Annotated in this window: 23 protein-coding genes; 9 read left to right on the plus strand and 14 right to left on the minus strand. The window is 34.3% G+C overall.

From position 1 onward, the window contains the following. Window positions 1-3: 3 nt before the first annotated feature. From OQ292_RS13485 to uxaC, 8 genes are all read right to left on the minus strand, one after another. On the minus strand, window positions 4-1,446 hold the full coding sequence (locus tag OQ292_RS13485) for a tagaturonate reductase (protein WP_284682658.1): 1,443 nt from the start codon (window positions 1,444-1,446) through the stop codon (window positions 4-6). Between the two features lie 33 nt (window positions 1,447-1,479). Then, complete coding sequence (locus tag OQ292_RS13490) at window positions 1,480-3,132, minus strand: UxaA family hydrolase (RefSeq protein WP_284682659.1); 1,653 nt, start codon at window positions 3,130-3,132, stop codon at window positions 1,480-1,482. An 86-nt stretch (window positions 3,133-3,218) separates the two neighbouring features. Further along, complete coding sequence (locus OQ292_RS13495) at window positions 3,219-4,514, minus strand: TRAP transporter large permease (RefSeq protein WP_284682660.1); 1,296 nt, start codon at window positions 4,512-4,514, stop codon at window positions 3,219-3,221. A 38-nt stretch (window positions 4,515-4,552) separates the two neighbouring features. Beyond that, window positions 4,553-5,017 (minus strand): TRAP transporter small permease, encoded by a 465-nt coding sequence (locus OQ292_RS13500; RefSeq protein ID WP_284682661.1) that lies wholly within the window; start codon window positions 5,015-5,017, stop codon window positions 4,553-4,555. 83 nt (window positions 5,018-5,100) lie between these two features. After that, entirely contained in the window at window positions 5,101-6,093 is a 993-nt protein-coding gene (locus OQ292_RS13505; protein WP_284682662.1) for a TRAP transporter substrate-binding protein, read from the minus strand. 122 nt (window positions 6,094-6,215) lie between these two features. Next, on the minus strand, window positions 6,216-6,890 hold the full coding sequence (locus OQ292_RS13510) for a bifunctional 4-hydroxy-2-oxoglutarate aldolase/2-dehydro-3-deoxy-phosphogluconate aldolase (protein WP_284682663.1): 675 nt from the start codon (window positions 6,888-6,890) through the stop codon (window positions 6,216-6,218). Between the two features lie 27 nt (window positions 6,891-6,917). After that, the gene (locus OQ292_RS13515) at window positions 6,918-7,955 is read right to left on the minus strand and encodes a sugar kinase (RefSeq protein WP_284682664.1); all 1,038 of its coding nucleotides are present in this window, start codon (window positions 7,953-7,955) and stop codon (window positions 6,918-6,920) included. A 62-nt stretch (window positions 7,956-8,017) separates the two neighbouring features. Continuing rightward, window positions 8,018-9,418, minus strand: a complete 1,401-nt coding sequence (uxaC, locus tag OQ292_RS13520; RefSeq protein ID WP_284682665.1) for a glucuronate isomerase — start codon at window positions 9,416-9,418, stop codon at window positions 8,018-8,020. Window positions 9,419-9,767: 349 nt separating this feature from the next. Between uxaC and OQ292_RS13525 the strand changes: the two genes are divergently transcribed. Beyond that, window positions 9,768-10,604: a hypothetical protein gene (locus OQ292_RS13525; RefSeq protein ID WP_284682666.1), complete on the plus strand. Its 837-nt coding sequence runs from the start codon at window positions 9,768-9,770 to the stop codon at window positions 10,602-10,604. Between the two features lie 186 nt (window positions 10,605-10,790). Then, a complete protein-coding gene (locus OQ292_RS13530) occupies window positions 10,791-11,264 on the plus strand; it encodes a YqiA/YcfP family alpha/beta fold hydrolase (protein ID WP_284682667.1) in 474 nt (157 codons plus the stop codon). 58 nt (window positions 11,265-11,322) lie between these two features. Here OQ292_RS13530 and OQ292_RS13535 read toward each other — a convergent pair whose 3' ends face one another. The 4 genes from OQ292_RS13535 to OQ292_RS13550 all read right to left on the minus strand — a co-directional run bounded on the left by OQ292_RS13535 (window position 11,323) and on the right by OQ292_RS13550 (window position 15,397). After that, window positions 11,323-12,057, minus strand: coding sequence for a tetratricopeptide repeat protein (locus tag OQ292_RS13535; RefSeq protein ID WP_284682668.1), 735 nt, complete (start codon window positions 12,055-12,057; stop codon window positions 11,323-11,325). A gap of 80 nt (window positions 12,058-12,137) precedes the next feature. Continuing rightward, the gene (locus OQ292_RS13540) at window positions 12,138-13,487 is read right to left on the minus strand and encodes a lysophospholipid acyltransferase family protein (RefSeq protein ID WP_284682669.1); all 1,350 of its coding nucleotides are present in this window, start codon (window positions 13,485-13,487) and stop codon (window positions 12,138-12,140) included. 6 nt (window positions 13,488-13,493) lie between these two features. Further along, a complete protein-coding gene (locus tag OQ292_RS13545) occupies window positions 13,494-14,816 on the minus strand; it encodes an MFS transporter (RefSeq protein ID WP_284682670.1) in 1,323 nt (440 codons plus the stop codon). Window positions 14,817-14,917: 101 nt separating this feature from the next. Continuing rightward, window positions 14,918-15,397, minus strand: a complete 480-nt coding sequence (locus tag OQ292_RS13550) for a CoA-binding protein (protein WP_284682671.1) — start codon at window positions 15,395-15,397, stop codon at window positions 14,918-14,920. A 427-nt stretch (window positions 15,398-15,824) separates the two neighbouring features. Between OQ292_RS13550 and OQ292_RS13555 the strand changes: the two genes are divergently transcribed. Together OQ292_RS13555 and OQ292_RS13560 are read left to right on the plus strand one after the other, a co-directional pair. Further along, a complete protein-coding gene (locus tag OQ292_RS13555) occupies window positions 15,825-16,745 on the plus strand; it encodes an EcsC family protein (RefSeq protein WP_284682672.1) in 921 nt (306 codons plus the stop codon). A gap of 31 nt (window positions 16,746-16,776) precedes the next feature. Next, window positions 16,777-17,046: an acyl-CoA-binding protein gene (locus tag OQ292_RS13560; RefSeq protein ID WP_284682673.1), complete on the plus strand. Its 270-nt coding sequence runs from the start codon at window positions 16,777-16,779 to the stop codon at window positions 17,044-17,046. Window positions 17,047-17,065: 19 nt separating this feature from the next. Here the strand turns inward: OQ292_RS13560 and OQ292_RS13565 are convergent, their stop codons facing one another. Beyond that, on the minus strand, window positions 17,066-18,601 hold the full coding sequence (locus OQ292_RS13565; RefSeq protein WP_284682674.1) for a hypothetical protein: 1,536 nt from the start codon (window positions 18,599-18,601) through the stop codon (window positions 17,066-17,068). After that, window positions 18,576-19,136 carry an RNA polymerase sigma factor gene (locus OQ292_RS13570; protein WP_284682675.1) on the minus strand — a complete coding sequence of 187 codons (561 nt, stop codon included), beginning with the start codon at window positions 19,134-19,136 and terminating at the stop codon, window positions 18,576-18,578. The genes OQ292_RS13565 and OQ292_RS13570 overlap by 26 nt, the downstream gene beginning before the upstream one ends. Window positions 19,137-19,930: 794 nt before the next feature. Here OQ292_RS13570 and OQ292_RS13575 point away from each other — a divergent pair. The 5 genes from OQ292_RS13575 (at window position 19,931) to OQ292_RS13595 (ending at window position 26,198) form a co-directional block, all read left to right on the plus strand. Further along, complete coding sequence (locus OQ292_RS13575) at window positions 19,931-22,765, plus strand: TonB-dependent receptor (protein ID WP_284682676.1); 2,835 nt, start codon at window positions 19,931-19,933, stop codon at window positions 22,763-22,765. Between the two features lie 16 nt (window positions 22,766-22,781). Then, window positions 22,782-24,233 carry an SGNH/GDSL hydrolase family protein gene (locus tag OQ292_RS13580; RefSeq protein ID WP_284682677.1) on the plus strand — a complete coding sequence of 484 codons (1,452 nt, stop codon included), beginning with the start codon at window positions 22,782-22,784 and terminating at the stop codon, window positions 24,231-24,233. A gap of 212 nt (window positions 24,234-24,445) precedes the next feature. Next, the gene (locus OQ292_RS13585) at window positions 24,446-24,610 is read left to right on the plus strand and encodes a hypothetical protein (RefSeq protein ID WP_284682678.1); all 165 of its coding nucleotides are present in this window, start codon (window positions 24,446-24,448) and stop codon (window positions 24,608-24,610) included. Between the two features lie 233 nt (window positions 24,611-24,843). Next, window positions 24,844-25,626, plus strand: a complete 783-nt coding sequence (locus tag OQ292_RS13590) for a peptidylprolyl isomerase (RefSeq protein ID WP_284682679.1) — start codon at window positions 24,844-24,846, stop codon at window positions 25,624-25,626. A gap of 26 nt (window positions 25,627-25,652) precedes the next feature. Next, window positions 25,653-26,198, plus strand: a complete 546-nt coding sequence (locus OQ292_RS13595; protein ID WP_284682680.1) for a hypothetical protein — start codon at window positions 25,653-25,655, stop codon at window positions 26,196-26,198. The last annotated feature ends 6 nt before the right edge of the window (window positions 26,199-26,204 follow it).

Genomic DNA, 26,204 nt, shown 5'->3' on the forward strand with positions numbered 1-26,204 from the left:
AAATTAAATTTCTGATAGAGCTGAATCAATACCTTTCTCATCAATAGCTTTTAAATCTTCAACTACCATTTCTTTTAAGCCTTCTATTTGATTTAGGCTGCCATTCCAAACAGAATCCAATCCGAATACTTTGTCAACAATGGTTGAATAGTCTGTAATATTGTTATCCTTTATTTCTTTGTAAAGGGCAAGTACTTCTTTGTCGTCGTTTAAAGAATCGCCAAACTTGCCATCTTTATCTCTAAATAATTGGATTAGAGCAGCTAATGCAAATACTAACCTTTTTGGAAGTTCTCCTTTTCTTTTCTGATATTCAATTACAGATGGAAGAATTCTGGTGTTGTATTTAGCATGAGAGTTTAATGAAATACTTAAGAGAAAGTGCTTAACATATGGATTTCTAAACCTGTCTAGTACTTCGTTAGCAAAAGTATTTAGCTCGTTTATGTTTAAATCAAGCGTTGGAACAATCTCATTAAAAATGGCAGTCTCTACAAATTGAGTAAGTGACTCATTATCAAGCACATCTTTAACAGTTTCTTCACCTGCTAGTAAACCAACTGGAACCATAGATGTATGTGCTCCATTTAAGATTCTTACTTTTCTACTTCTATACGGTGCTTGGTTATCAGTAAATATCACATTTAAACCAGCGATGTCTGCCGGAAGTTTCTCTTTGATAGTTTCTGGTCCTTCAATTACCCACAAATGGAATTGCTCACCTTCTACAATTAGTTTATCTTCATAACCTAAGTCTTCGCATAGCTCAGCCGCTTTTTCTCTTGGATAACCCGGTACAATTCTGTCAACCAGTGTGTTATAGAATGAGCAGCTTTCTTCTACCCATTTCTTAAAGTCATCACTTAACTGCCAGTGATCTGCATATTTTAGAATGTTTTCTTTGAGCATTTTACCATTGTGGTTGATAAGCTCACATGGTATAATGGTAACACCTTTATCTTCTGCACCATTAAAGAACTCAAAGCGATGTTTTAACCAAGCTGTTAACTTGCCCGGAAAACTTTCTGGGGTTTCACCAGATGCCGGAGTTTCACCTTTAAAAGTAATTCCAGCTTCTGTGGTGTTTGATATAACAAACTCCATTTCGGGGTTTTCGGCAGTTTTTAAATATTCTGCATACTGAGAATATGGGTTTAAACCTCTGGTAATACAGTCGATTATTTGATGTTCACTTACTGCTTCTCCCTTTTTTATACCATTTAAATACAGTGTGTAAAGGCCATCTTGCTCGTTTAACATCTCTACTAAACCTTGTTCAATTGGTTGAACCACTACAACACCCGCATTTAATAAGCCTTTTTTGTTCATGGTTTCGATACACCAGTTTACAAAGGCTCTTAAAAAGTTTCCTTCTCCAAATTGTAATACTTTTTCTGGCAAGACATTAGTCGCTACCAGACTTCTGTTAAGTCTTTTTAATGCCATTTTATATATTATTTTTCTTAGTCTGAAATTTAATTAAAGTGATACTCCACGTTTCCACGGGATGAAATCGTCTTGACCTAGCCTTACTGCATGGGGAACAAGTTCTCCACTAGCTATTGCAATTATCTTTTCAAGAATCTCTTCTCCTTTGGTCTCTATAGTATCTTCTCCACTTATAATGGTTCCTGCATTTACATCAATCACATCATTCATTCTATTATACAATTCTGTGTTTGATGAAATTTTAATTGTTGGAGCTATAGGGTTACCTGTTGGTGTTCCTAAACCAGTTGTGAAGAGTATTACATTAGCACCTGAACCAGCAAGTCCAGTAGTTGATTCTACATCATTTCCTGGTGTACATAAAAGGTTTAACCCTGGTTTTTCGGCTGTTTCAGTGTAATCTAAAACATCCATTACAGGAGATGTACCACCTTTCTTTGCTGCCCCGGCAGATTTGATCGCATCTGTAATGAGACCATCTTTAATGTTTCCCGGAGATGGATTGGCATCAAAACCAGAGCCTACTGCAATTGCTTGCTTGTTGTAGTTGGTCATTAAAGAAGTGAATTTTTCTGAAAGTTCCTCGGTAATACAACGATCACTTAATTCTTGTTCAACACCACATAGTTCTGGAAATTCAGATAAGATAACAGTACCTCCAAGTGCCACTACTAAGTCTGCAGCATGTCCTACAGCAGGGTTTGCTGAGATACCAGAAAAACCATCGGAACCACCACATTCTAAACCAACAATCAGTTTAGATAGGGGAGCAGGTTTTCTTTCATTTTTATTGGCTTCTATTAAACCAGTAAATGTTTTTTTAACTGCTTCTGCAATTAAGTCTGCTTCTGATTTGCTTTTTTGTTGTTCAAGCAAGAAAACTGGCTTGTCGAAATCTGGATTTCTTTTAGTTATTTCTTTCTCAAGAATTTCGGGTTGAGCATTTTGACAACCAAGGCTCAAAATAGTAGCTCCGGCAACATTTGGGTTTGTAATATATCCTGCTAATAATGAACACAAAACTTCGGAGTCCATTCGGGTACCACCACAACCACCTTCGTGGGTGAGTATTTTTATTCCATCTATATTAGGGAAAACTCTATTGCGTTTTTGCTGTTCTGGTGTCATCAGAATATCCTCAGCTACTAAGTCGTCAATAGAAGCACCAGATTGGTATTGATCTACCAAAGATTTTACGTTGATGTTGTAGTCTCTACCTTTAGAATAGCCTAGTTCTTCTGATAAAATCTCTGCAATGGCTCCAATATTTCTGTTTTCACAAAAAACTAATGGAATTAATAACCAATAGTTTGCCGTACCAACTTTGCCATCTGTTCTATAAAATCCATTAAATGTTTTGCTGCTGAACTTACTTACATCAGGAGCAATCCATTCTTTTTGTTCTTTTTTGTTTCCGTACTCGTTTGCATAATGCTTTACATTAAAAGTAGTAAGCATAGAGCCTTTAGAAATACTTTGCACAGCTTTGCCAACAGGTACACCATACATCACAATAATATCACCTGCTTCGAATGCTACTGTATTAAATTTATGTTTTTGTTTAATGTCTTCTAGTAGCTCATAGTCAATTCCTTCGAAAGAAATTACCTCACCCTTTTTAAGATTTGTTAGTGCAACCAGCACATTATCATCTTTATGAACTTTTAATACTTTATTTTTCATACTGCGGTAATTAAAGTTGGCTTTAATAAATTAAAGCAATGCCTGATACATTTTGTTCAGATCACTAAGCTTTAATTGTGTAGTAATTATAGATCAAAAATAGCTGGTAACCATAAGCTGATTTCTGGAACGTATGTTACTAGTATAAGTGCAACAATCATTGCTATAAACAATGGTATAAGCGGTTTGATCACTTTTTCGATTTTCACATTGGCAACACTACAACCTACAAATAGTACACTTCCTACAGGAGGAGTACACAGACCGATACTTAGGTTGAGTACCATGATAATTCCAAAATGAACTGGATCTATTCCAAGTTCTGTAACTACTGGTAAGAAAATAGGTGTGAATATTAAAACTGCTGGAGTCATATCCATAAAGATTCCAACAATTAGTAGAATCACATTAATTAGTAGTAATACAACTATCTTATTATCACTAATAGATAGAAGTGCTTCACTTACTGCCTGAGGAATGTTTTCGTAAGACATTACCCACGACATACCAATTGAAGTGGCAATGAGCAATAGTACAATAGACGTAGTAGATACGGTGTCTAATAAGATGCTTGGTACATCTTTAAATGATATTTCTTTGTAAAGTAATGCTAGAATAAAGGTATATAATACTGCAATGGCAGAAGCTTCAGTTGCTGTAAAATATCCTGCTACAATTCCTCCAATTACAACTACCAAGAGAAAAAGACTTGGTAAAGCATTGAGCATTTTTTTTAATCCTTCTGAGATTGAAGCTGACTCTGAGGTTGGGTATTTATGTCTATATGCAAATACACCAGCCACAACCATAAGCATTAAACCCACTAAAATTCCTGGTAAATAACCTGCTAAGAACAAAGCTCCAATTGAAGCTCCACCCGATGCAAGTGAATATACAATTAGGATGTTACTAGGAGGGATGATCATACCTGTGGTAGAAGAGGTAATGTTTACCGCTGCTGAAAAAGATTTGTCGTATCCTTCTTCTTCCATGCGGCTATTCATAAAACCACCAATAGCAGAAGCGGCTGCTACTGCTGAACCAGAAATAGCTCCAAAAAGCATACAAGCAACAATGTTTACAAATGCTAAACCGCCGGGTAACATTCCCACTAATACTTTGGCGAAGTCTATAAGCCGTGATGCAATGCCGCCCCGATTCATTAATTGCCCCGCGAGAATAAAGAAAGGAATTGCCAAAAGAGTAAAGCTTTCTAGACCAGTGGCCATACGTTGGGCAATGGTAGTAACTGCAGGTAGGGGGTAAATACTTACCAACATGGTAATTACTGCCGAAATACCAATACTATATGCAATCGGAACACCAATTGTAAGCAACACTACAAAACTGACGACCAGTACCAGTATTTCAAATATCTCCATATCTATTTTGTTCTATTAGTTTATTGATATCTTATTAATTATTCTCCAAAAGGATTTTCTTTTTTCATGTTGATGATGCTGTAATACATGATTAGGAAACCACTTAGCGGCAACACCAGATAAATGTAACCTTTAGGGATTTCCAGTACAGGTGAGAGTTGATTAAGAGAAAGTGTGATATATACTAGTCTGAATCCGCCAATTACCATTACAGATAATGCAAATAGTAAGACAATAAGGTTGATAACTATATTGAATTTCTTTTGAGCTTCTACGCTTTTACTTCTTGGGAGTAGATCAATTGCCAAATGCATACCCTTACCAGTTGCGTAACTGGCTCCGAGTAAACCAACCCATATTAGCAGAAAGCCTGCTACTTCTTCTGTAAAGTCTACCTGAATTCTCATAAATCTGGCAAAAACCTGTAGCAGCACGTTTAGTACCATTAAACCCATTATCACAGTGAGGGTCTTGCCTAATAAGCTATCAATTTTTTCTTTCATTTTCTTACTTGTTTTCAAAATCTTAAGCGATTTCGAAATGGTTATCTATTTCTGCTTTTACAGGTTTTGAGTTAGCTTAATTACTACTCAACCGCCTGAATTTTTTGTATCAGATTGTATACAAGTGTGTCTTGCTTATAATCTTCGTACATCACAGATACTTTGTCTGAGAATGTAGCTTTTTCTTCTTCTGTTAATTGTTTTACTTCAACCCCAGCAGCTTTTACAGCAGCCAGTGCTTCTGCTTCAGACTCTGCCCAGTACTCTCTTTGTACAGGTACAGATTCATTTGCAGCTTCCTGTAACCATTGTTTTTCCTGCTCTGATAATCTATCCCATATAATGGTGCTTATTACCAATACATCTGGTACAGAAGTATGTTCATTTAGCGTATAGTATTTACAAACCTCATAGTGTTTGGTAAGGTAAAAACTTGGCGGATTATTTTCTGCGCCATCTACTACGCCTTGCTGTAAAGCAGTGTAAAGCTCGCCAAAGGGTAGGGGCATGGGAGAAGCGCCTAATTCACTTACCATTTTACTGGCGGTGATGCTTTTCATTACCCTAATTTTCATTCCGTCGAGGTCTTTGGGTGCTTCTATGGGTTTGTCTTTTGTATAAAAGCTACGGCTTCCTGCATCAAAAAAACATAGTCCTCTTAACCATGCTTTTTCACCATCTTTTAAGATTCTCTTACCGATAGGACCATCTTCAACTTTATACATATGTTCTTTGCTTCTAAAGATGTAAGGCAAACCAAGTACTTTATAACTTGGTGCGAAACCTTCCATAGAAGCGGTAGAAACTTTGGTGATTCCTAAGCTGCCAATTTGTAATAATTCAAGACACTGACTTTCTGAGCCTAATTGCCCACTATGGTAAATTTCTAGTTTTAGTTTCCCATTAGATTTTTCAGCAACTCTATCTGCCATGAAGAGCATTGCACGGTGAACTGAGTGTTGAGGGTTAAGAACGTGTGCCAGTTTAATTACTCTTACATCGTTTTCTTTGCCACAGGAGGTAAAGAAGAAGAGTAAAATGAGTATGTAGTTGAAAGGTGATAATTTCAGTTTCATATTTTGAATCTTTAGAAGCAATGTACAAAAGAATCAAGAAATAATCCTAATTATTTTGTATAAACCTAAAAGTGTATTTTTTAATTCTTTTAAGATTCTCTTTATAAAAGAAAAGTAAGGAGTTAAACACCCCTTACCGCTTTTATAATAGCTAGAGCACTTTGGCTTCTCTTAGTGAGCTCATCGTAATTTCCACTCTCGATGATGTCTTTAGTAATGAGTTGAGAACCCATACCCACGCAATGAACCCCTGCACTGAACCATTTTGTTAGATTTTCTTCGCTTGGCGAAACGCCACCAGTAGGCATTATGCTTGTCCAAGGAAAAGGACCTTTAACTGCTTTTACAAAGCTTGGACCTCCAACCTCAGTTCCTGGGAATATTTTTACAACTTCAGCTCCTAGTTCTTCAGCATAAGATATTTCTGTTAAAGAACCGCAACCTGGCGACCATGCAATCTTTCTTCTGTTACATACTTTTGCCATCTCAGCACTAAGTACCGGAGAAACTACAAAGTTGGTTCCTAACTGGATGTATAATGAGGTAGTTCCTGGGTCTACTACAGAGCCTACGCCCATAATCATTTCAGGAAGTTCTTTAGCTGCATATTTGTTTAGTTCTGAAAATACCTCATGAGCATAGTCGCCTCTGTTGGTAAATTCGAAAACTCTTACACCACCATCGTAACAGGCTTTTAATACCTTTTTACAAATTTCTATATCTTTATTATAGAAAACAGGTACCATACCTGTTTCCTTCATTTTTAATGCTACTTCAATTCTTGTGAATCTTGCCATTTCGGTAAATTTTTAAAATCTGAAAAATTATCTGGAAACTCTACCAGAAGCATCACCACTCATTAATTTCTCTACTTCGTCTAGAGTTACCAAGTTAAAATCACCATAGATTGTATGTTTTAGGCAAGATGCCGCAACAGCAAAGTTTAGTGCTTTTTGGTCGTCTTCTGGGTAAGTGAGTAAACCACAGATAAGGCCTCCCATGAAAGAGTCACCACCACCAACACGGTCTACAATGTGCGTGATTTGGTAAGTAGGAGCTTCGTAAAGAGTTTCTCCATCCCACAATACACCAGACCAAGAGTTGTGGTTTGCATTAATTGAACCTCTTAGTGTAATAATGATTTTTTTAGCTCTTGGGAATTTTTCCATAAGCTGAGTACCTACAGATTTGTAAGCAGCACCTTCAACATGGCCAGCAGTTACATCTACACCTTCTGGATGAATGCCAAATACTTTTTCCGCATCTTCTTCATTACCTAGAATAATATCGCAACCTTCTACTAAATCTACCATTACTTCACCAGCTTTTTTGCCCCATTTCCAAAGGTTTTTTCTATAGTTTAGGTCAGTAGAAACTGTAATGCCTTTTTCGTTTGCTTTCTTAATCGCCTGTAAACAAACTTTTGCAGCACCTTCTGAAACAGCAGGAGTAATACCTGTCCAGTGGAACCACTCAGCACCATCAAAAACAGCATCCCAGTCTATCATATCTGTATCTATCTCAGCAAGTGCAGAGTTAGCTCTATCGTAAACTACTTTACTTCCACGGCTTACGGCACCAGTTTCTAAGAAATAAATACCTACACGGTCACCACCTCTAGCAATGTAGCTAGTATCTACACCATATTTTCTTAAAGACATTAGGGCAGCATCGCCTATATCGTTTTTGGGAAGTCTTGTTACAAATGCAGGGCTGAAACCATAATTCGCAAGTGATACTGCCACATTAGCTTCTCCACCTCCATAAGTTGCTGTAAAAGAATCAGTTTGTGCAAAGCGTAAATATCCTGGCGTAGCCAGACGTAACATTATTTCACCAAAAGTTACTACTTTCTTTCCCATAATAAATTTTAATTTTTAGTTCAGTAATAAAGATGTGTTTATCAACTCCACTCTAGTTGAGACTAGAAGTTGAAGTAGTTTTTAGCGTTGTTGTAACAAATGTCTTCTACTACCTGCGATATTAAGTCCATATCGTTCGGTAGGAGGCCATTTTCTACATCGTTTCCAAATAAGTTGCAGAGGATTCTTCTGAAGTATTCGTGTCTTGGGTAAGACATAAAGCTTCTAGAATCGGTGAGCATTCCTACAAATTTACTTAACATTCCCATGTTAGAAAGTGCATTCATTTGCTTTTCCATTCCGTCTTTTTGGTCGAGAAACCACCAGCCAGAACCAAATTGAATTTTACCCGGAGTATTGCCTACATTAAAGTTACCGATCATGGTAGCCATTAGCTCATTATCTCTTGGGTTGAGGTTATAAAGGATGGTTTTCGCCAATTTGTTGTTGGTGTCTAGCCTGTCGAGGAATGTTGCTAGTGGTTTTCCAATTTCAAAATCGCCAATAGAATCGAAGCCAGTATCAGGACCAAGTTCTCTCATCATTCTAGAGTTGTTGTTTCTGAGAGCACCAAGGTGGAATTGTTGCACCCAACCTTTTTCGTGATCCATTTCTGCAAGAAATACGAGTATTGCAGATTTAAATTTGGCAATTTCTTTAGGTTTTAGCTCAGCTTTAATCAATACTTTGTTAAAGATGGATTTAATCTCAGTATTGTTATAGTTTTTTGCATATACATATTCCAAACCGTGATCAGAAACACGGCATCCCATATCATGAAAAAAGTCGTGTCTTTTCTTTAAGGCAGAGAGTAAATCGTTATAACTAGCAATATTAGTATCAGCTGCTTCGCTTAGCTTTTCTAAATAAGCGTGGTAAGCGTCTATGTTTTCTATAGCAAGCACTTTATCAGCTCTGAAAGCCGGTGCAATTTTAACATCGAAGCCGTCTTCTTTAATTTTCTTGTGGAACTCCAAAGTATCTGCCGGATCGTCGGTTGTGCAAACAACCTCTACATTCATCTTTTTTAGTAGCTTTCTTACAGAGTATTCAGGAGTGTTTAGCTTCTCAGAAGCTTCGTTGTAAATTTTTTCGGCAGTACTGCCATTTAAAATATCGTTAATCCCAAAATAGCGCTGTAACTCCATGTGAGTCCAGTGGTATAATGGGTTTCTTAGGGTATATGGAACGGTCTCAGCCCACTTCTTAAACTTTTGGAACGGATCTACATCACCCGTGCAATACTTCTCGTCTATGCCATTAGTACGCATGGCACGCCACTTATAGTGGTCTCCTTCTAACCAGATTTCTGTAAGGTTTTTAAACTGTCTGTCATTGGCAATATCTTGTGGAGGTATATGGCAATGGTAGTCTATGATAGGCTTAGAGGCAGCATGATTGTGGTAAAGATGTTGTGCTGTTTCGGTTTCTAGCAAAAAATCTTTGTCTAAAAATTTTTTCATTTTCAATTAGAAAATTGAGTTAACAATAGGTTTTTTGGTTGTGATGTTTACTCAAGTTTACAGAAATTCAAGATTAATTATTAGCAATAAAGGAGATTTTTTTACGGTAACGTTCCCAACAACGTTCCCGATTTTCAGCTATAAAATCTCACATGCTTTTTGGTTTGAAATGAGAATTAGCACCGAATTAATTTAGAGATTTATTGATTTTTGAATGTGTTTTTCAAATAAGTTATACCAAATTATAAGGTTAATGAATATATAGGTTTTACGTCTGTATATTACTTAACTTAAGTATAAAATTTGCGTAAATTCCATTGGAATTCATTCATTTTAAAATTTAAATTTTATGCTACTACACAAAAGGCTTTTAGCCCTATTGGTATTACTCTCTTTTATTATTTTTTCATGCGATGATGAAGGAGACGAAACACAAGTCTTAACAGAAGAAGAATCTGAAAGTAAAGCCACATTTGAAGACATTATGTATGTAAATGCAGAGATTAACTCAGCTATGGGCATGAGTGTGTCTGCGATGGGTACAATGGGAGGGCGTATTGCAGAAGACGATTATTTCTGTGGAACCATGACATATTCTTTAGAAGAAAACTTCGAGTTTATTTATGATTTTGGTGAGGGATGTGAAGGTGTTGATGGCAAATTAAGAAAAGGTAAAATCATTATGTCTTTTGATGGATTTGATAGCGAGAGCATAACCTATTCTATTACTTATGATGGATTTTATGTAGATGGTAATGAAATAAGAGGTACTGTTACTACTTCTGCCTATGTTTTAAATGAAAATGAGAATTATGCTTTTAATATTACGATGAGTGGTTTTGAGGTGAGCTTTAGTGATGGAGAATCATTTACTTATAATGCTTCTTACTCTTATGAGTGGGTAGAAGGTTTTGCTTCTATGGATCCATATACAAGTGTGTTTAATATTACTGGAACTTCAAGTGGAACAACTAGAGATGGCTTATCTTACTCTACTGAAATTACATCACCTTATGTTTTAAAAACATCTTGCTACTACGAAGGATATTTTTATCCAGTGAGTGGTGTAATTGATGTTTCGCCAGTTGGAAAATCTGAGTATTCTGTTGATTTTGGTTCAGGAAGCTGTGATAAGACAGTATCTATTACGTTAGGTGCAAAAAGCTTTGATGTGGAACTTCCTTAAGAAATTGATCAATATAGATACATTGAATTGTTAAGCCGTCTTAATATAAGGCGGCTTTTTTTCTTTATTAAGCTAAAAATTACTTGAGTATTAAGGTTAACATATCGCTTGATATTAAAGAAGGGGCGGAATCGTTACTGATGGGAAAATTACGAACAAGAATTATTTAATAAATAAACTAAACTTATGAATATTCTTTATTTACACGGACTCGACAGTTTTCCTGACCCGGGGAAAATTGAGATACTTGAGTCTAGAGGCCATACAGTTACCAGCTTACACCTTGAATATCGCAAACAAGTAGATGCATTTGATATTATATATAAAGAAGCTGTTAGAAACCAAATAGAATATGTTGTAGCCAGCTCTGTTGGCGGATACTATGGTTATTGGTTAGGTCATAAACTCGAAGTAGATCAGTTGCTATTTAATCCAGCAATGCCATTCAGGTCTGTAAGAGTACAAAACCATAATATTACTGAAAAACCTACTGTAGGTAGTTATGTAGTATTAGGTGCACACGATGAAATAATTCCATCAAACCTGAATGTAAATTACTTTAATTCTAAGGAAAATACCCGATTAATTACCTGCCAGTGGCTTGGTCATAGAGTTGATCTTCAAACCTTTATGGAAATGACTAACTGGGCTGGTCTTTAAAAAATAATCAGGGCAACTTATAAAAGTATTTTTTATGCCCTTTTTCACTTCTAATATTTTACTTCTCCTTACAATACGATTCTTGAAGCTGTGTCGCTGGTTGATAACCCAATTCTATACTTTTTGCAATAACACTACAAGTTTCTTTATCTGCTTCTCCACTTGCCAAGTTTATTTTAGCTAATGCTTTACCGTAATATGCTTCTGCGTTTTCTGGAGTAATGGCAATACAGTCATTAAAATCGCTAAGTGCTTTTTCAAAATCTTCAGTTACCATATAAGCTTTCCCCCTGTAGAAATGTACATTGGCATCTTTGCCATTAGAAAGCTCATTGGCAGCATTAAAATCTTCAATAGATTCAGAAAGGTTATGTGCGGCCATTAAAGAAAGTGCTCTATTTAAGTAAATCTCGTATTCGCCTTGCTCAAATTCAATAGCTTTCGAATAGTCTTCAACGGCACTTTCTGGTCTGTTTAAGGTTCTTTTTACATTTCCTCTGTTATAGTAAAAGCGATAATCATCTGCTTTCATTGAAATTGCTTTGTCGAAGTCTGTAAGTGCTTTTGAGTTTTCTTTGAGATTGAAATATGCTACTCCTCTCATATTATAAAGAGAAGGATCTTCAACTCCTTTTTCAACTAGTTCAGAAATTACAGAAACAGCTTCTGAAAACTTACCAGCTTGCATTTTTTCTCTTGCAGTATTTATTATATCTTCATTTGATGGGGAGCAAGAACTCATTAGATAGGTGATTAATGAGAATAGTATAAGTGTATATTTTTGCTTATGCATGATCGATTTGAACAGAAATTTTCTGCAATTTTAATCATCAATCATTAAAAGAAAGAAGCTTAGCCTAAGAAGAACTGTATTTATAAAGTATTTAAATATTGATCTTTTGCTTTTTCTAGCATTTTGCAGATGGCTTTTCTTTCTTTAATCAGCTCTCTAAGAATGTCTTTTTCTTTTCTGAAAATACCTAGTAGCTTTAGGTTTTTTCTTGTTTCTACTACTACATTCCAATATAAAAGCACAAAAAAGCCACTAATTGCTGAAAGAAAAGTGAACACAGGAATTAATACCCAGTTATGTGTGAGTTGATAAACCAAAAGGTTAGTTAAAAAATAATAGATCGAAAATGTAAGTACGCCAATTGCCATCATTACAGGTGCTCGAAACTCAATATGTTTGGAGATAAGAGGTGCTATTTTAGAAGGTAAAATATAAGGGATATAATTTGTGAGCAATCCAATTAACCATATAGGCGAACCAACTATAAGAAAAGTTAATATGCGAATGCTTTTCCAAAAGATATTAGATTCTAAGTTTTTCTTTTTGAGTAAACCATCGTGTAGACCTAATAAATCAAGTTTTCGGAAGTAAGTATTGATTCTTGTTTTAAGTGAAGCCAGCATTTGGCTATCATTTTCTTCAAAGTATTTAAGTGCCTCAGAGATACCTTTAGAAATGAGAAAATCCTTTTCTTTCTTAGGTAAATCTATAGATTCAGCTAGTTCATTTTTAAAAATCAATTCGGTTTGCTCAAGTAATCTTTCGTGATCTTTATCTATTGTAACTACTAATTGCTTTTCAAGCTTCTCTCTAATATGATCTGTCAGTTTGTGGGCAGCATCAGAAGATGAATTATTATAGACTTCTTTCCACTCACTAACATTTATAGGTTCATCTATATTCAGTGTAACATCACTTCTAAATTTTTCTCCTTCTGAGTAGTTAATTCCTACAGTTAAAATCTTCACTCCTAAATTAAAATTATTCTCGGCTTCGGCTCCTAAGGCAATTCTGGCAGTACCTGTTTTAATCTCTCTTAGCTTCTTTTCCATCACACTAGTACCTTCAGGAAAGATGAGTAGTGTCCCTTTATTCTTTAAAAAGTCAAAGCATTTTTCAAACACGGCCTGATTGTTTGCTAATTTACCTGGTGGCAAATCTTGCTTGCGGTAAACCGGAATCATATTTAGAATATTACCCAAAAACCAGTCTTTAATGGGTGAGCCAAATACTGTTGATTTTGCCAAAAAATACACTTGTTGCTGCATTAGGGCAGCAATCAATACCGGATCCATAAATGTATTCGGATGATTGGCTACTACAATTAGAGGTACTTCTTCTGGAATTAATTTTTTGTTATTTACTGAGATTTTTTTGAAAAAAATACGGGTTGCAATCTTTACAATTATCTTTAAGAAGGAGTAAATCATAAGCTTTTAAGCTGATGTTTTTGGTAAACGTGTAAATAAAATTACTATAAGTCCTACTAAAAAGAAGCCGATCATAGCAAGCATACTATTACGCATACTTCCGGTAAGTTGTTCAATAAACCCATAAGAAAAAGTGCCAAGTACGATTGCTATTTTTTCGCTAATGTCGTAAAAGCTGAAATAAGATGCGGTGTCAACTGAGTTTTCGGGAATGAGTTTAGAATAGGTAGAGCGACTAAGAGATTGAATTCCTCCCATTACAAAGCCTAATGCAACTGCCAGCATGTAAAACTGAGTTTCTTCTTGAAGAAAATATCCGCCAACACATATAAACATCCAGATAACAACAGCTATGGCAATACCTGTCTTGTTGCCAAACTTTTTAGAGATAGCAGCAAATGTATAAGCGCCTACAATAGCAACTATTTGGAGAATTAGCACCACTGCAATTAGTTTAGTACCTTCCATATGAATCTCTTTTTCACCAAAAAGCGGAGCAAGTAACATTACAGTTTGTACTCCCATGCTATAGAAGAAAAAGGAGATAAGAAACCTAAGTGTATTTACCTGTTTTTTAAGCTTATTGATTACCGATTTTAATTCGTGAAAACCTCTGGTAATTACAGCTTTATTAAATGGATGTCCAGTTGGTCTGTCTTGTAGGTAATGAAGGGCAATGTGAGCAAAACCAAACCACCAAATAGCAACTTGTAAAAAAGATAATCTGGTAGCTAAACCTTCTGTAATGCCAAGGGCTTCGTAGTTTGATATAATTACTAAGTTGATTACCAATAAAATGACACTACCAATATAACCCATTGCATAACCACGGGCACTATAAGAGTCCATTTTATCGACAGTAGCAATTTCAGGTAGAAATGCATTGTAGAAAACAAGTGCACCTGCATAGCCAATACTTGCCAATACAGAACAAAATATTCCCCATTCTACATTTTCACCAGTAAAGAAATATAAGCCAAAGCATGCTAATGCACCAGTATAGGTGAAAAAACGCATAAATCTTTTCTTTTTTCCGCTATAATCTGCAATACCTGATAGTGCTGGCGATAAAAATACAATTACCAGAAAAGAGAAAGATATGGCATACGTATAGAGTACAGAGTTTTCTATTTGTAATCCAAAAAAGCTAATTTGATTGCTATTATCAAAAGCGGCTCTAGTAGAACCGCTAAAGTAAATTGGAAATATAGTAGCTGTAATTGTTAAATTATATACAGAGTTTGCCCAGTCGTAAGAACACCAGGCATTTACAACTTTTGGGATGTTTTTCTCTGTATTATTGGGTGTTAAGTCAGATGTTTGAGTCAAAATAGATATATGCTTAATTACAATGAGCAATTAAACAAATAAGCTCCTATTATCACAAAATATTTTCTTTATGATTGAAATAATTTAATAAAACGTCAAGATTAAGCGGTTACAGTTTCTTCTTCGTGTGTTTTGTTAAACTTATTAAGAACCCATTTCATGCAGGTATGCACCAAATCGGGGTTGAGGTACATTAATGGACAACCGCTTTCAATTACATTGATGTGTCTTAGGTGTGCATATTTTACAGCTTCTTCGCAGTAACTACCCTCACCAAAAGATTTGTGTATCCAAACATATTTTACTCCTTTGGCTGCACACTGTTCAATAATAGACTTGGTTATATCTGGATGAGTAGCAATAACTACTCCTTCTACATGCTCTGGAATCGAAAGTACATCGTGATACACTTTTTCTCCGGCAATTTGAGATGTATTTGGATTTACAGCATATACCTGATAGCTTTCTTGTTTAAACTTTTCAAAGATATGGTTTGCAGGCTCTTTGCCATTTCTAGAGACGCCTACAACAGCTATACTATTTAAAAGTAAAAATTCACTGATGAGATGATTAGTTTTCATATTCATATTTGTGCTTGAAAATGTGAAACAGATGTTTAGCTGTATCTAGCTGTTAGTCAGAGATTTGTATTTGACCAGGTTGGTCAAAAAAGGTAGTATCAGTTTATCCCAAGCTAGTTGAATACGGTTATAAAAAAAATGATAATAGTCAGGGTGTTTATATAAATATAGTAAATATGCTGATTCGAATAATTAAAATTCTAATTTTTAAAATGAGATTTTAAGACAATCTTTGTAATAATTGTGATATTTACTCTACTAATATACCCGGTAGTTTAAATTTAAGAGATTTAGTTTGCCGAAAATATTTTAGTAATAAGCGAACCAATACTTATAAAATATCTCAAAAATTAAATCTCAATAAGCTTATTGGTTTGTATATTTATAATGATATATAGTACATATATCTTTTCTAAAGCATATTTCTATGGAAATCCCCGAGAAAAAGAATGATGTTCCTTCTCGATTCGAACTACAGGTTTTAAAGGAACTGAATGAGAAAAAGCAACAGACGGGTAGTGATAAAATAAACAGTTTTTTAAGTAGTATCCCTCAACCGTTTATAAAGGCTGGTGAATGGTTAAAGAAAATTCCGGGACTAGATAAAATTGCAGATAATACTAAACAAGCAGTTAGCGACTTATTTCAGAATTTTCAATCTGAGAAGTTTAGTTTCGATACAATTATTGAAAAATACAAAGACTCTGGTTATGTACAAATAAACAATCCAGATGATATTTCTACACTGGATTTAGAAGATATAGAACCGCTCATAGGCGATATTTGTAAGAAATATCAAACCTTGGTTTCTGAAGAAGAAAGCGACTATTCTTCTGCTGTGAGTTTACATGGTGTGCCAAAAGATGTTGTAGCCCTCATAAACCTAAATAGAAAGGCTGTAAATGAATATGCTGCTCACTATGGCTTTGATATAAGCTTAGAAAAAGAACGCCTTTTTGCCCTTAATATACTAGAGTATGCTGCTTCTGAAAATGAGTTTGCTAGAAAGTCTGTAATGGAACGTTTGGTAAATCAAACCAAAAACATGACTAATAAAGAGGCTAAAGAAGATTTAGACAAAACAACTTTTTTAAGTATGTTTTCCACTTTAACTAGTTCTATTAGTATTAAACTATTAAAAGCAAAAGTAGGAGGAGTAATTCCAATAAATGGAGCTGTTATAGGTAATGGCTTTAATGCTTATTTTACGAGTGAAGTGTGTTCAGCCGCACAATTCTTCTATAAGCAAAGGTTCTTAATTAAGAAGTATGGAGTTGAGGTAATTGATCTTTCTGAGAAGGATTTAAAAATGCTAGAAAAAATAAATAAACAAGAAAAAGATAAGTAAAACAGATATACAACAACTAATTGATATTTAAATGAAAGAAAAGTTTGAACTAGCTAGAGAAGAAGTCCAAAAGTTGAAGTCAAAGCCAAATAATACAGAGTTATTGAAATTATACGGGTTGTATAAACAAGCGACAGAAGGTGATGTAAAAGGAGACAGACCGGGTACTTTTGATATTAAGGGTCAGTTTAAATATGATTTCTGGAAAAGATATTTGGGAAAAGGCGAGGAAGAGTCTATGGAAGAATATATCACACTGGTTGATACATTAAAAGAAAAATATGGAATGGAAGAAGCTTGATGATATTAAGCTGAACTTTTTAGTTGAAATGGTATCTAAATACCATTCCGATTCCATAAGCATCAGGTTTGCTGTAAATATCTTCGTTTTTGGTTAATGAATTTAGAGCAAACCTGTAATTAGTTTCTAAAGAGAAACTGTAGTTTTGATTTACTGCATAATTGATCTCATTACCTATTAAGCCATTTACATGCACCTTTCTAAATGGTGATTCGCTGTCGCTAGGTTTATTTACATAAGAGTCTATTGAACTATTATCAGAAGTAATTTCATTCCTTATAAACAAATCTGTATTAACTCCTGCCTTCAGTATTAAGTTAACTTTGTGGATTCCAATAATATAACCGGCTTTTACTGGGATTGACGCAAACTCAAAAGAGTTATTGATAGAGTAGATATCTCCCAAATTTAATAAACTAGCACTTAAAGGCGAGTTTTCAATAACTGGTTTATTGAGTAATGTTACAGGAATAGTAGTGCCATTATTTAAATCTGATACTGTCAAATTACTTTGTGTGTGTGTGTTATAGTTGGCATAATTAATTCCGCTTTCTACTAACCATTTGCCAGAAAGCTTAACCCCCATATTAATGCCATATGAGAATGAAAGGTTAGGAGAGTTGCTTTGGCCTAGTAAAACAGTAGATATTTCTTCACCAGCTACAGTAGTTACATCATTTAAAACCACAGTGCTAATAGTTGGGTTACTTACCTCAAAATTTGGGTTAAAGAAATCTGTATTTACATTTAAGTTGGCGTAAAACTTCTTACTTCTGTCTCTTACTACATTTTTTGTTTCTTCAATCTCTTTAATTAGCGCAACTTGCTCTTGTGCTAAAGTGGTAATAGAAACTTTTGTCTCTTCTGGAGATTCTTTTTTAACTAAAATGGGAACTAACTTAAGTTTATTTCTCTCAACAGAAATGATGGGAAGCCTATCTATATCAAATTTCTCTGTTTGAGAATTTGATTGTTGAACAAGTACAGAAGATTGCGAAACCGCATTAAATGCTTCGTTACTCGTCTGAAAAATTCTGCTTTGTATCTGGTGATTAGAAGTATCAGTATCGTCTTCTTTATGCTGAGTTAGATTATTATCACCTTCAGAAATGTTAGATTGGTTTTTTGCTAAATATTCACCTTTAGATTCTTCATCATAGTTAAGCTTAGCTAGCGATTCATTTTCACTTTCTTCAATTAATTGACTTGCTTTATTTGAATTAGCAATACTGTTATTTTGGTTTTGTTCAGTTTCTTTTAATGTCGATTTATTTTTAGTATCTAAATTGTTTTGTGAGATTGTATTTTGAGTTTCTTCTGAGTTAAAGTAATTATAGGCAAACAAGCCACTCATTAACAAAGTGATTGTAACAGAAGCAGCAGCAATGCCTCTATAAAATCTATAATATCCTTTATATCTAATATGGTCAGCTTTATTTAGGTTATGATCTATCTGCTCCCAGACGTTTTGGGATGGAGTAGCCTCCGCATTTTCAAACGCTTTAGCCCAGGCATTTTCAAAGTCTGTCTTAGAGTTTTTGTTGGAGCTTTTCATAAAGCACTTTTTCTGATGATACAATTTTTTCTTTTAACAGATATTTGGCTCTGGAATACTGAGATTTAGAGGTCCCTATACTTATGCCTAGCATTTCTGCTATTTCTTTATGCTGGTAACCCTCGATAGCATAAAGGTTAAAAATGATTCTACAACCATCTGGTAGGCTTTGTAATAAGGATAGTAGGTCATTATAATGGATATTGGCTAGTGTAAATTCTTTATCCGATAAGTAGTGTAAGTCACTAACATCTACCATAGGGTAGAGATAAAGTTTGCTTCTTTGGTAATTTAGTGCTGTGTTAATTACAATTTTCTTTATCCAGAAAAAGAGGCTAGACTCTTTACGGAAAGTAGAAATATTGTTGAAGACTTTCACAAAAGCTTCTTGAAGTATGTCTTCTGCATCTTCAGCTTTTCGGCAATAGCGCAAACACACTGCAAACATTTTCTTGCAGTAATGCTCGTAAAGCTGTTCTTGAGCCTTACGATCGTTTTTGCTACAGCCTTTAATCAGCTTTGCTTCGTCAATCATTAGAATTCATACAGTAAAAAAATCAGCACATAAATTTACCTTAAGTTAATAAATCATACAGTATTCCAAAAATACTTACACTAATAATGACACATTAAGCATGGTAAAAAGTTGGATTTATATATTCAGTATTTAGAAAAAAATGTACATCTCGAAAAACAGTACGGAAAACAATTAAGGTTTGCTCACATTAAAAAAAGAAAAACACCGACTGAGCGGTGTTTTTAATAATTAATCGACACTAGAACTTTAATTAGATAGGATTTTATTTTCTCTCATTCACTTCTACAAAGCTAACCTTATATTGCATGCCAAGAAATACCCCATTTATCGGGATATTTTGGGGGATAACTACTGAATAATGTCCAAAAAATGAAAAAAATCAACATTTTCATGTGGGCCATATAAACGTTTACCTACTTTTTGTAACAAATTCTCTCGTGATTTTAATGATTTTTTGTGGGAGTGATATAGGATGTATGTTTATAGTAATATTATGGTATTTTTATTATGCTAGTTTGAAAGCATTAAAAAATGATTATATTTAATTTAAACTAGACAAACATATCACAAATCCGTTCAATCTAACTTTTTTTAGTATTAATCTTATAACTTATACTACTTTCTCTCCTGTCTTAGTTATATGGTTTTGACTTTTAACATCCCTTATAAAAGGTTTGATTTTTTAAAATTTAAATTTTTTGTGTTATGATTTTTATTTGCGAAATTTTCTATATTTCTGGCTTTATTTTGATAAATAACAACATATAATTTTAACAGTAAATATGAACTTAATGAAAAGAACAATTACCATTAGGTCTTTATTGACCTTAATGATGTTGGGTATTAGTACGTGGGTATTTTCACAGAACGTAATATCCGGTGTCGTGAAAGATTCAGAAAGTAAAGAGCCTTTAATTGGAGCCAATATAGTTATTGAAGGTACAGTTAAAGGAACCACTACAGATGTTAATGGCTATTTTCGACTGCAAACATCAACGCCACTTCCTTTTAAAATCATTATTTCAGTAATCGGATTCGAAAACAAAGAGTTAGATATAACATCATCTAATCAGGAAGTAGAAATAGATATGCAGACAACTGCTATAATGGGGCAAGAGATCGTAGTTTCAGCATCTAGAGTAGAAGAAAACATATTAGAGTCTCCTGTAACGGTGGAAAAACTGGATATTTTGGCAATTAAACAAGCTGCTGCACCAGATTTTTACGATGCATTGTCATTTACTAAAGGGGTGAATGTAAATAGGGGTAGCCTCACTTTTACCTCAGTTAATACAAGAGGTTTTACTACAAATGCCAACACGCGTTTTGTGCAGTTAATCGATGGAATGGATAATTCAGCTCCTCTGTTAAACTTCCCTACAGGTAACCTTGTAGGTATTTCTGAGCTCGATGCCGAATCGGTTGAATTAGTACCAGGAGCAGGTTCTGCTTTATATGGTCCAAATGCATTTAATGGTATTCTGATATTTACAAGTAAAAGTCCTTTCGATTACCAAGGTTTAAGTGTGCAAGTTAAAACAGGTGTAACAAAGTCTGATGCTGGTGGTACGCATCCGATGAATTCATTTTCAGCAAGATGGGCTAAGTCTTTTAATAACAAGCTGGCATTTAAAGTAAATTTCTCTGTACTCGATGCAGAAGATTGGGTGGGTAACGATTATACCACTGATCGTTTTTATGCTAATCAAGTAAGAAGTAACGATCCGGGGATTTCACCAGATTTTGATGGAATGAATTTATATGGAGATGAAGCTAAGATTACAGTTCCGGTTAATTCTGCTTTGGCTAATGCTATAGAAGTTGGTGCGCTTGCCAGCTTGGGAATCCCTGCGGATCAAACACTTGCTGATGCTTTTAGAACGCTAGATAATCCTGTAGTAACTCGTACAGGTATGAAAGAAGAAGATCTGATTGATGATTTTGAAGCAAGAAGTATAAAAGCGGATGCGGCGCTTCACTATAGAATTAATGATAATTTAGAAGCAAGTTATAGTTATAGGTTTGGAACGGGTAGTACAATCTATCAAGGAGCCGAAAAATATGCAATTCGTGGTTTTAGTCAACAGTTTCACAAACTCGAATTAAAGTCTGATCACTACTTTGTAAGAGCATACACTACACTTTCTAATGCTGGGGACTCATATAATATGTCTGCTTTAGGTGCTTATGTAAATGAAGCTTTTAGTGGTTCAGAAGCTCAATGGGTTCCGACTTATGGTGTTATTTATGGGCTTGCCAAATTAGGTTTATTAGGTTTAGCTAACCCAGCAGTTCCTTTAGGTACTATATTAAATGAAGAAGATGCACATCGTGCTGCTAGAGCAACAGCAGACTCAGGTATCCCTTATCCTGGAACAGAGGCTTATGCAAGTGATCCAAGTGTATTTAATAATATGGTAAAAGAAGTGAGAGAAAATAGGTATTTCCAAAGAACACCTCCAGGAGCTCGCTTTATAGATAAATCCAGAACTTACCATGCTGAGTTTAACTATAACTTTATAGATTTTGAACCAATTGATATTCAAGTAGGAGGTAATGTTCGTCGTTATTCACTTTTCTCAGATGGTACTATATTTAATGAAGATCCAGAAGATGGTACTAATTTCGAAAGAATTGGTATTAATGAATACGGTTTCTATACTCAGCTATCTAAAAAAGTTTTTGATGAGAAGTTAAAGCTTACCGGTTCACTTAGATACGATAAAAACCAGAACTTTAAAGGGCAAGTTACACCACGCCTTTCTGCTGTTTATAAGGTGGCAGACTTGCATAATATAAGAACTTCTTTCCAAACTGGTTTTAGAAATCCTGATACACAAGCTCAGTTTATATATTTTCCATCTAGTACAGGTATCCTACTTGGCGGAACTCAAGATAATGCAGAGAGGTACGGATTGTATCATGGTGGAGCATATATTATAAATCCACTTACAGGAGAGCAAGAAACTGTTGATATAGATTATGTACAACCTGAAAAGTTAAGTGCTTTTGAGATTGGTTATAAAGGTGTGTTTGATAACAAAGTGATGGTTGATATTAATTTTTATAGAAACTGGTATCGCGATTTTATCAATCAGCAATTATTTTATCTAAAAAATGAATCAACACACCAAGGTGAGACTTTACCTGTAGGTACACCATTTCAGCCTTATATAAATAGTAATGCAGAGGTGAGATCATTAGGGATTGGTATTGGTATTACTTATAATTTGCCAAAAGGCTATATACTGAACGGTTCATATAACTATGCTGATTTTGAATATGATGAATCTTCAGAAATTGTGACTTTCAAACCGGGATTCAATACACCTCCAAATAGATTCTCATTGTCTTTTAGTAACAGAGAAATTGTAAAGAATTTAGGTTTCAATATTTCATATCGTTGGCAGCAACAATATTACTGGTATAATACCTGGGGCGAAGCTAATATGCCTTCTTATGGTCTTATGGATGCAGCTCTTAGTTATAAAGTGAAATCTTTAAAATCTATAATTAAAGCAGGTGGTACAAATATTTTAGGAGATGATTACCGCACGAACATAGGAGCGCCATTTGTAGGTCAGATGTATTATATCTCTATTACCTTCGATCAATTTTTGAACTAATAAATTAGATGTGAAAATGAAGAAACTTTATTTAATATATATATTATTTAGTACAGTTATTTTGTCTTCATGCGAAGATAACTTACTCGATGGCGTAACCTCAGTGCCTACAGATCCTGCAGTAGTTCCTGCTACTGCTGGTTCTGCAGATTTTTCTAATTATGTGGCGATAGGTAACTCATTAACCGCTGGTTATATGGATGGAGCGCTTTATACAAGAGGGCAATCGAATTCATTTCCAGCACAATTATCTAGCTCAATGGCAGAGATTGATGGAACTGGTACTCCTTCGAGTTCATTTAATCAACCAGATATTAATTCTGAAAATGGTTATTTTGGCATGGCTGGAACTGTGATTTTAGGTAGGTTAAAATTGAATAGTGAATCACTACCAGCACCACTTATTCCAGGTGAAATACCAACAGCATATACAGGTGAAAAGACAGAGCTAAACAATTTTGGCGTGCCGGGCATTTTACTTGGCCAACTAGTTAGTCCTGAAACAGGTAATCCAAATTCTGCATTATATAATCCGCTTTATGCACGATTTGCAACTCAGCCAGGAGTATCAACTATTTTAGGAGATGCTTTATCTACTTTGCCATCATTTTTTACTTTATGGATAGGAAGTAATGATGTACTAGGATATGCCATTTCGGGAGCAACGAATGAAGCAATCTTTACCGACCCAACCACTTTTGAATATTTATATTCACAAGTATTACAATCAGTTTTGGTTACAGGGGCAAAAGGAGTTGTAGCAAATATTCCAAGCATTACTGATATTCCTTTCTTTAATACAATTGGATATAATTTTTTGACTTTGGATTCAGCAACAGCAGTACAATTAAATGCTGGTTATGCAGAATTTAATGGTGGAATTCAATTGTATAACTCTACTCCAGGTTTACCAGAGAGCCAACAAAGACCAACAGTAAGTTTTCAAGAAGGTGCAAATGCATTTTTAATTGAAGATGAAGATTTGCCAGATTTAACAGCATTTGGAATTCCAAGTATAAGACAAATGACAGAAGACGAAATGGTAGGCATGATTGTACCTCAAGATTCTATTTCAATTTGGCTTATGAATGGAGAAGGTATTCCAGACGAATATATACTTACATCTGTTGAAATTGAAGAGATAAGTCAAAGAGTAATCGATCTAAATACAATTATTGCTAATTTGGTTACAAGTCTGGGAGGTGATAATGTGGGTTTAGTAGATATCAATTCTATTTTTCAAAATTTTGCTAGTAGTGGTATTACTAGATATTATGATGTTACGGTTGATGCTACCTTAGCTCCACCATTTGGATTATTTTCATTAGATGGTGTACATCCTAATTCGCGAGGAAATGCTTTTGTAGCAAATCAATTTATTGATGTAATAAACTCAAAGTTTAATGCTACTTTACCATATGTAGAGTTAGAAGCAGTACCAATCAATGATTTTCCGCCTACAAATTGATTTTTTAATGATTTACTTTTTAAAAGAATAGAAAAAAGAGGCTTTTTGAAGCCTCTTTTTTCTTTCAGTATTACTAAAAAAACATGTAATATTTATATGATTTCGATTATAAATTTTTTTAGGTTAATAGATTTAAACTATTCTTAGTTTCTCCTTATTTTTCTTATAAATTTGCACTTTCATTATTGTAGATCGAGCTAAATAACAAAGAGATGACTAAGAAACAGAAAAAAGAAATGGTTAATTTTTTTAGAGAGATGGATGCTAAAATTGAAGCTAAGGAAGAAAAGCAAAAAGTTTTAGCTGAACAAAATCCTCATTTCCCTACAACAAAGTCTTCTAAAAAAGAAACAGGAGAATTAGTAAATGTTTTTTGATTCTCAAACATTACGTATCACATCTTATAATTGTGTCAACTTAGATTGATTCCTGCCACCGCTACTTCTAAACTAAAGCATTTATTATATTACATACCCCTTCCTAAAAAGTTTGGGTATTTTTTATGTCTTTAATTTAAATAGTAAGGTTTTTTACTGCTTAGTTGGATTAGATATATTTGCTTAGGTAATTCAAAATAAACTTGATATAATTTATAAAGTTGAAATTTAATATGACTTATAAAATATACCTTTTAGGTATTTTGTGTCTTTTGTTAGTTGGTTGTAGTGAGGGAGGTGATAAAGATGATTCAGGAAACTCAAAAGATAAATCGGAAAAAGAAAAAGTAAAAAAACAGAAGAAGGTAGAAGATAATACTGTTTTAACTGACAAAAATGTAGTTTCTTTTCTTACGGAATATGCTAAGGAAAATCCTGAAGATCAGGTTATAATGAAAACTTCACTGGGAGATATAAAAATTAAGCTGTATGAAAATACCCCTTTGCATAGAGCTAATTTTATTCGTCTTGCAAAAAAAGATTTCTACGACAACACTTTATTTTATAGAGTTATAAAGGGTTTTGTTGTTCAAGGAGGAGGGTCAGATGATTTGGCCCATGGCAGAAAGAAAAGAAAAATTGGTAAGTATAACATACCAGCAGAGTTTAAGAGTGGTAATATTCATAAAAAAGGTGCCTTAGCTGCAGCAAGGAACTACGAAAATAACCCAGATAAAAAATCCAATCCCTTTGATTTTTATTTTGTACATGGTCAGCAATACGATAAATTAACATTAGATGCAATGGCAGATGAAAAAGGGATAACTTTTTCTGAAAAACAAAAGACTGCTTATTTGAACATTGGTGGTGCTCCACATCTTGATGGAGAGCATACAGTTTTTGGAGAAGTGATTGAAGGATTAGATATTATTGATGAAATAGCATCTAAAGAAGTAGGAGAAGGTGATTGGCCAGTAGAGAATGTATATATTGAGTCGATTGAAATTGTAAAGTAATTAGTACATCTTTTTATAGAATTAAGTTGAGAAAGAGAGTATTTAATAGAGACGCTTTTGAGCATTTTTTGCAACAACAAGAAAAGCAAGAATTGGTAGAGCAATTAGGTGATTTGTTTGAGCGGTTTGAGGTTGTATCTGATTATTATAAGATGGCTTTACGATCAGGTAGACGAGAGGTTTTAGAAAAATATAAAGACAAAATTGAAGATGAGTTTATCATAGAAGATGATGAAGGAAACCTTCTTGAACCAGATACTGATAAAATTTCAATAATTCTTAATGAGTTTGAGATGTTGAATCCTAAAACAAATCATCTTGTAGAAATAATCTGTTTCTCGATTGAATTAGTAGGCGATTTTGAAGAAGAAACAGATGAAATATTAGATGATAACTTTTACGTTTTCTTTGAAGAATTGCTAGCCGAATTGCTTCAAAAACTTGAAGTACAAAATCAATTAAAAAAATTCAGAATATACATTTGTGAGATTATTCTTTCAATTGCAGATAAATCTAGTTTCAGAGAGGAACTGGAAAATATCTTTCATGACTTTTATGATGAAATAAAATAAAAAAGG

Origin of the sequence: Chondrinema litorale, assembly GCF_026250525.1 — a bacterium.
GTDB classification, from domain to species: Bacteria; Bacteroidota; Bacteroidia; order Cytophagales; family Flammeovirgaceae; genus Chondrinema; species Chondrinema litorale.

What these genes read in the sequence shown, in the direction of transcription:
- OQ292_RS13485 (WP_284682658.1), bottom strand. Translation starts at nt 1,446, where the DNA reads ATGGCATTAAAAAGACTTAACAGAAGTCTGGTAGCGACTAATGTCTTG.
- OQ292_RS13490 (WP_284682659.1), bottom strand. Translation starts at nt 3,132, where the DNA reads ATGAAAAATAAAGTATTAAAAGTTCATAAAGATGATAATGTGCTGGTT.
- OQ292_RS13495 (WP_284682660.1), bottom strand. Translation starts at nt 4,514, where the DNA reads ATGGAGATATTTGAAATACTGGTACTGGTCGTCAGTTTTGTAGTGTTG.
- OQ292_RS13500 (WP_284682661.1), bottom strand. Translation starts at nt 5,017, where the DNA reads ATGAAAGAAAAAATTGATAGCTTATTAGGCAAGACCCTCACTGTGATA.
- OQ292_RS13505 (WP_284682662.1), bottom strand. Translation starts at nt 6,093, where the DNA reads ATGAAACTGAAATTATCACCTTTCAACTACATACTCATTTTACTCTTC.
- OQ292_RS13510 (WP_284682663.1), bottom strand. Translation starts at nt 6,890, where the DNA reads ATGGCAAGATTCACAAGAATTGAAGTAGCATTAAAAATGAAGGAAACA.
- OQ292_RS13515 (WP_284682664.1), bottom strand. Translation starts at nt 7,955, where the DNA reads ATGGGAAAGAAAGTAGTAACTTTTGGTGAAATAATGTTACGTCTGGCT.
- uxaC (WP_284682665.1), bottom strand. Translation starts at nt 9,418, where the DNA reads ATGAAAAAATTTTTAGACAAAGATTTTTTGCTAGAAACCGAAACAGCA.
- OQ292_RS13525 (WP_284682666.1), top strand. Translation starts at nt 9,768, where the DNA reads ATGCTACTACACAAAAGGCTTTTAGCCCTATTGGTATTACTCTCTTTT.
- OQ292_RS13530 (WP_284682667.1), top strand. Translation starts at nt 10,791, where the DNA reads ATGAATATTCTTTATTTACACGGACTCGACAGTTTTCCTGACCCGGGG.
- OQ292_RS13535 (WP_284682668.1), bottom strand. Translation starts at nt 12,057, where the DNA reads ATGCATAAGCAAAAATATACACTTATACTATTCTCATTAATCACCTAT.
- OQ292_RS13540 (WP_284682669.1), bottom strand. Translation starts at nt 13,487, where the DNA reads ATGATTTACTCCTTCTTAAAGATAATTGTAAAGATTGCAACCCGTATT.
- OQ292_RS13550 (WP_284682671.1), bottom strand. Translation starts at nt 15,397, where the DNA reads ATGAAAACTAATCATCTCATCAGTGAATTTTTACTTTTAAATAGTATA.
- OQ292_RS13555 (WP_284682672.1), top strand. Translation starts at nt 15,825, where the DNA reads ATGGAAATCCCCGAGAAAAAGAATGATGTTCCTTCTCGATTCGAACTA.
- OQ292_RS13560 (WP_284682673.1), top strand. Translation starts at nt 16,777, where the DNA reads ATGAAAGAAAAGTTTGAACTAGCTAGAGAAGAAGTCCAAAAGTTGAAG.
- OQ292_RS13565 (WP_284682674.1), bottom strand. Translation starts at nt 18,601, where the DNA reads ATGAAAAGCTCCAACAAAAACTCTAAGACAGACTTTGAAAATGCCTGG.
- OQ292_RS13570 (WP_284682675.1), bottom strand. Translation starts at nt 19,136, where the DNA reads ATGATTGACGAAGCAAAGCTGATTAAAGGCTGTAGCAAAAACGATCGT.
- OQ292_RS13575 (WP_284682676.1), top strand. Translation starts at nt 19,931, where the DNA reads ATGAAAAGAACAATTACCATTAGGTCTTTATTGACCTTAATGATGTTG.
- OQ292_RS13580 (WP_284682677.1), top strand. Translation starts at nt 22,782, where the DNA reads ATGAAGAAACTTTATTTAATATATATATTATTTAGTACAGTTATTTTG.
- OQ292_RS13585 (WP_284682678.1), top strand. Translation starts at nt 24,446, where the DNA reads ATGACTAAGAAACAGAAAAAAGAAATGGTTAATTTTTTTAGAGAGATG.
- OQ292_RS13590 (WP_284682679.1), top strand. Translation starts at nt 24,844, where the DNA reads ATGACTTATAAAATATACCTTTTAGGTATTTTGTGTCTTTTGTTAGTT.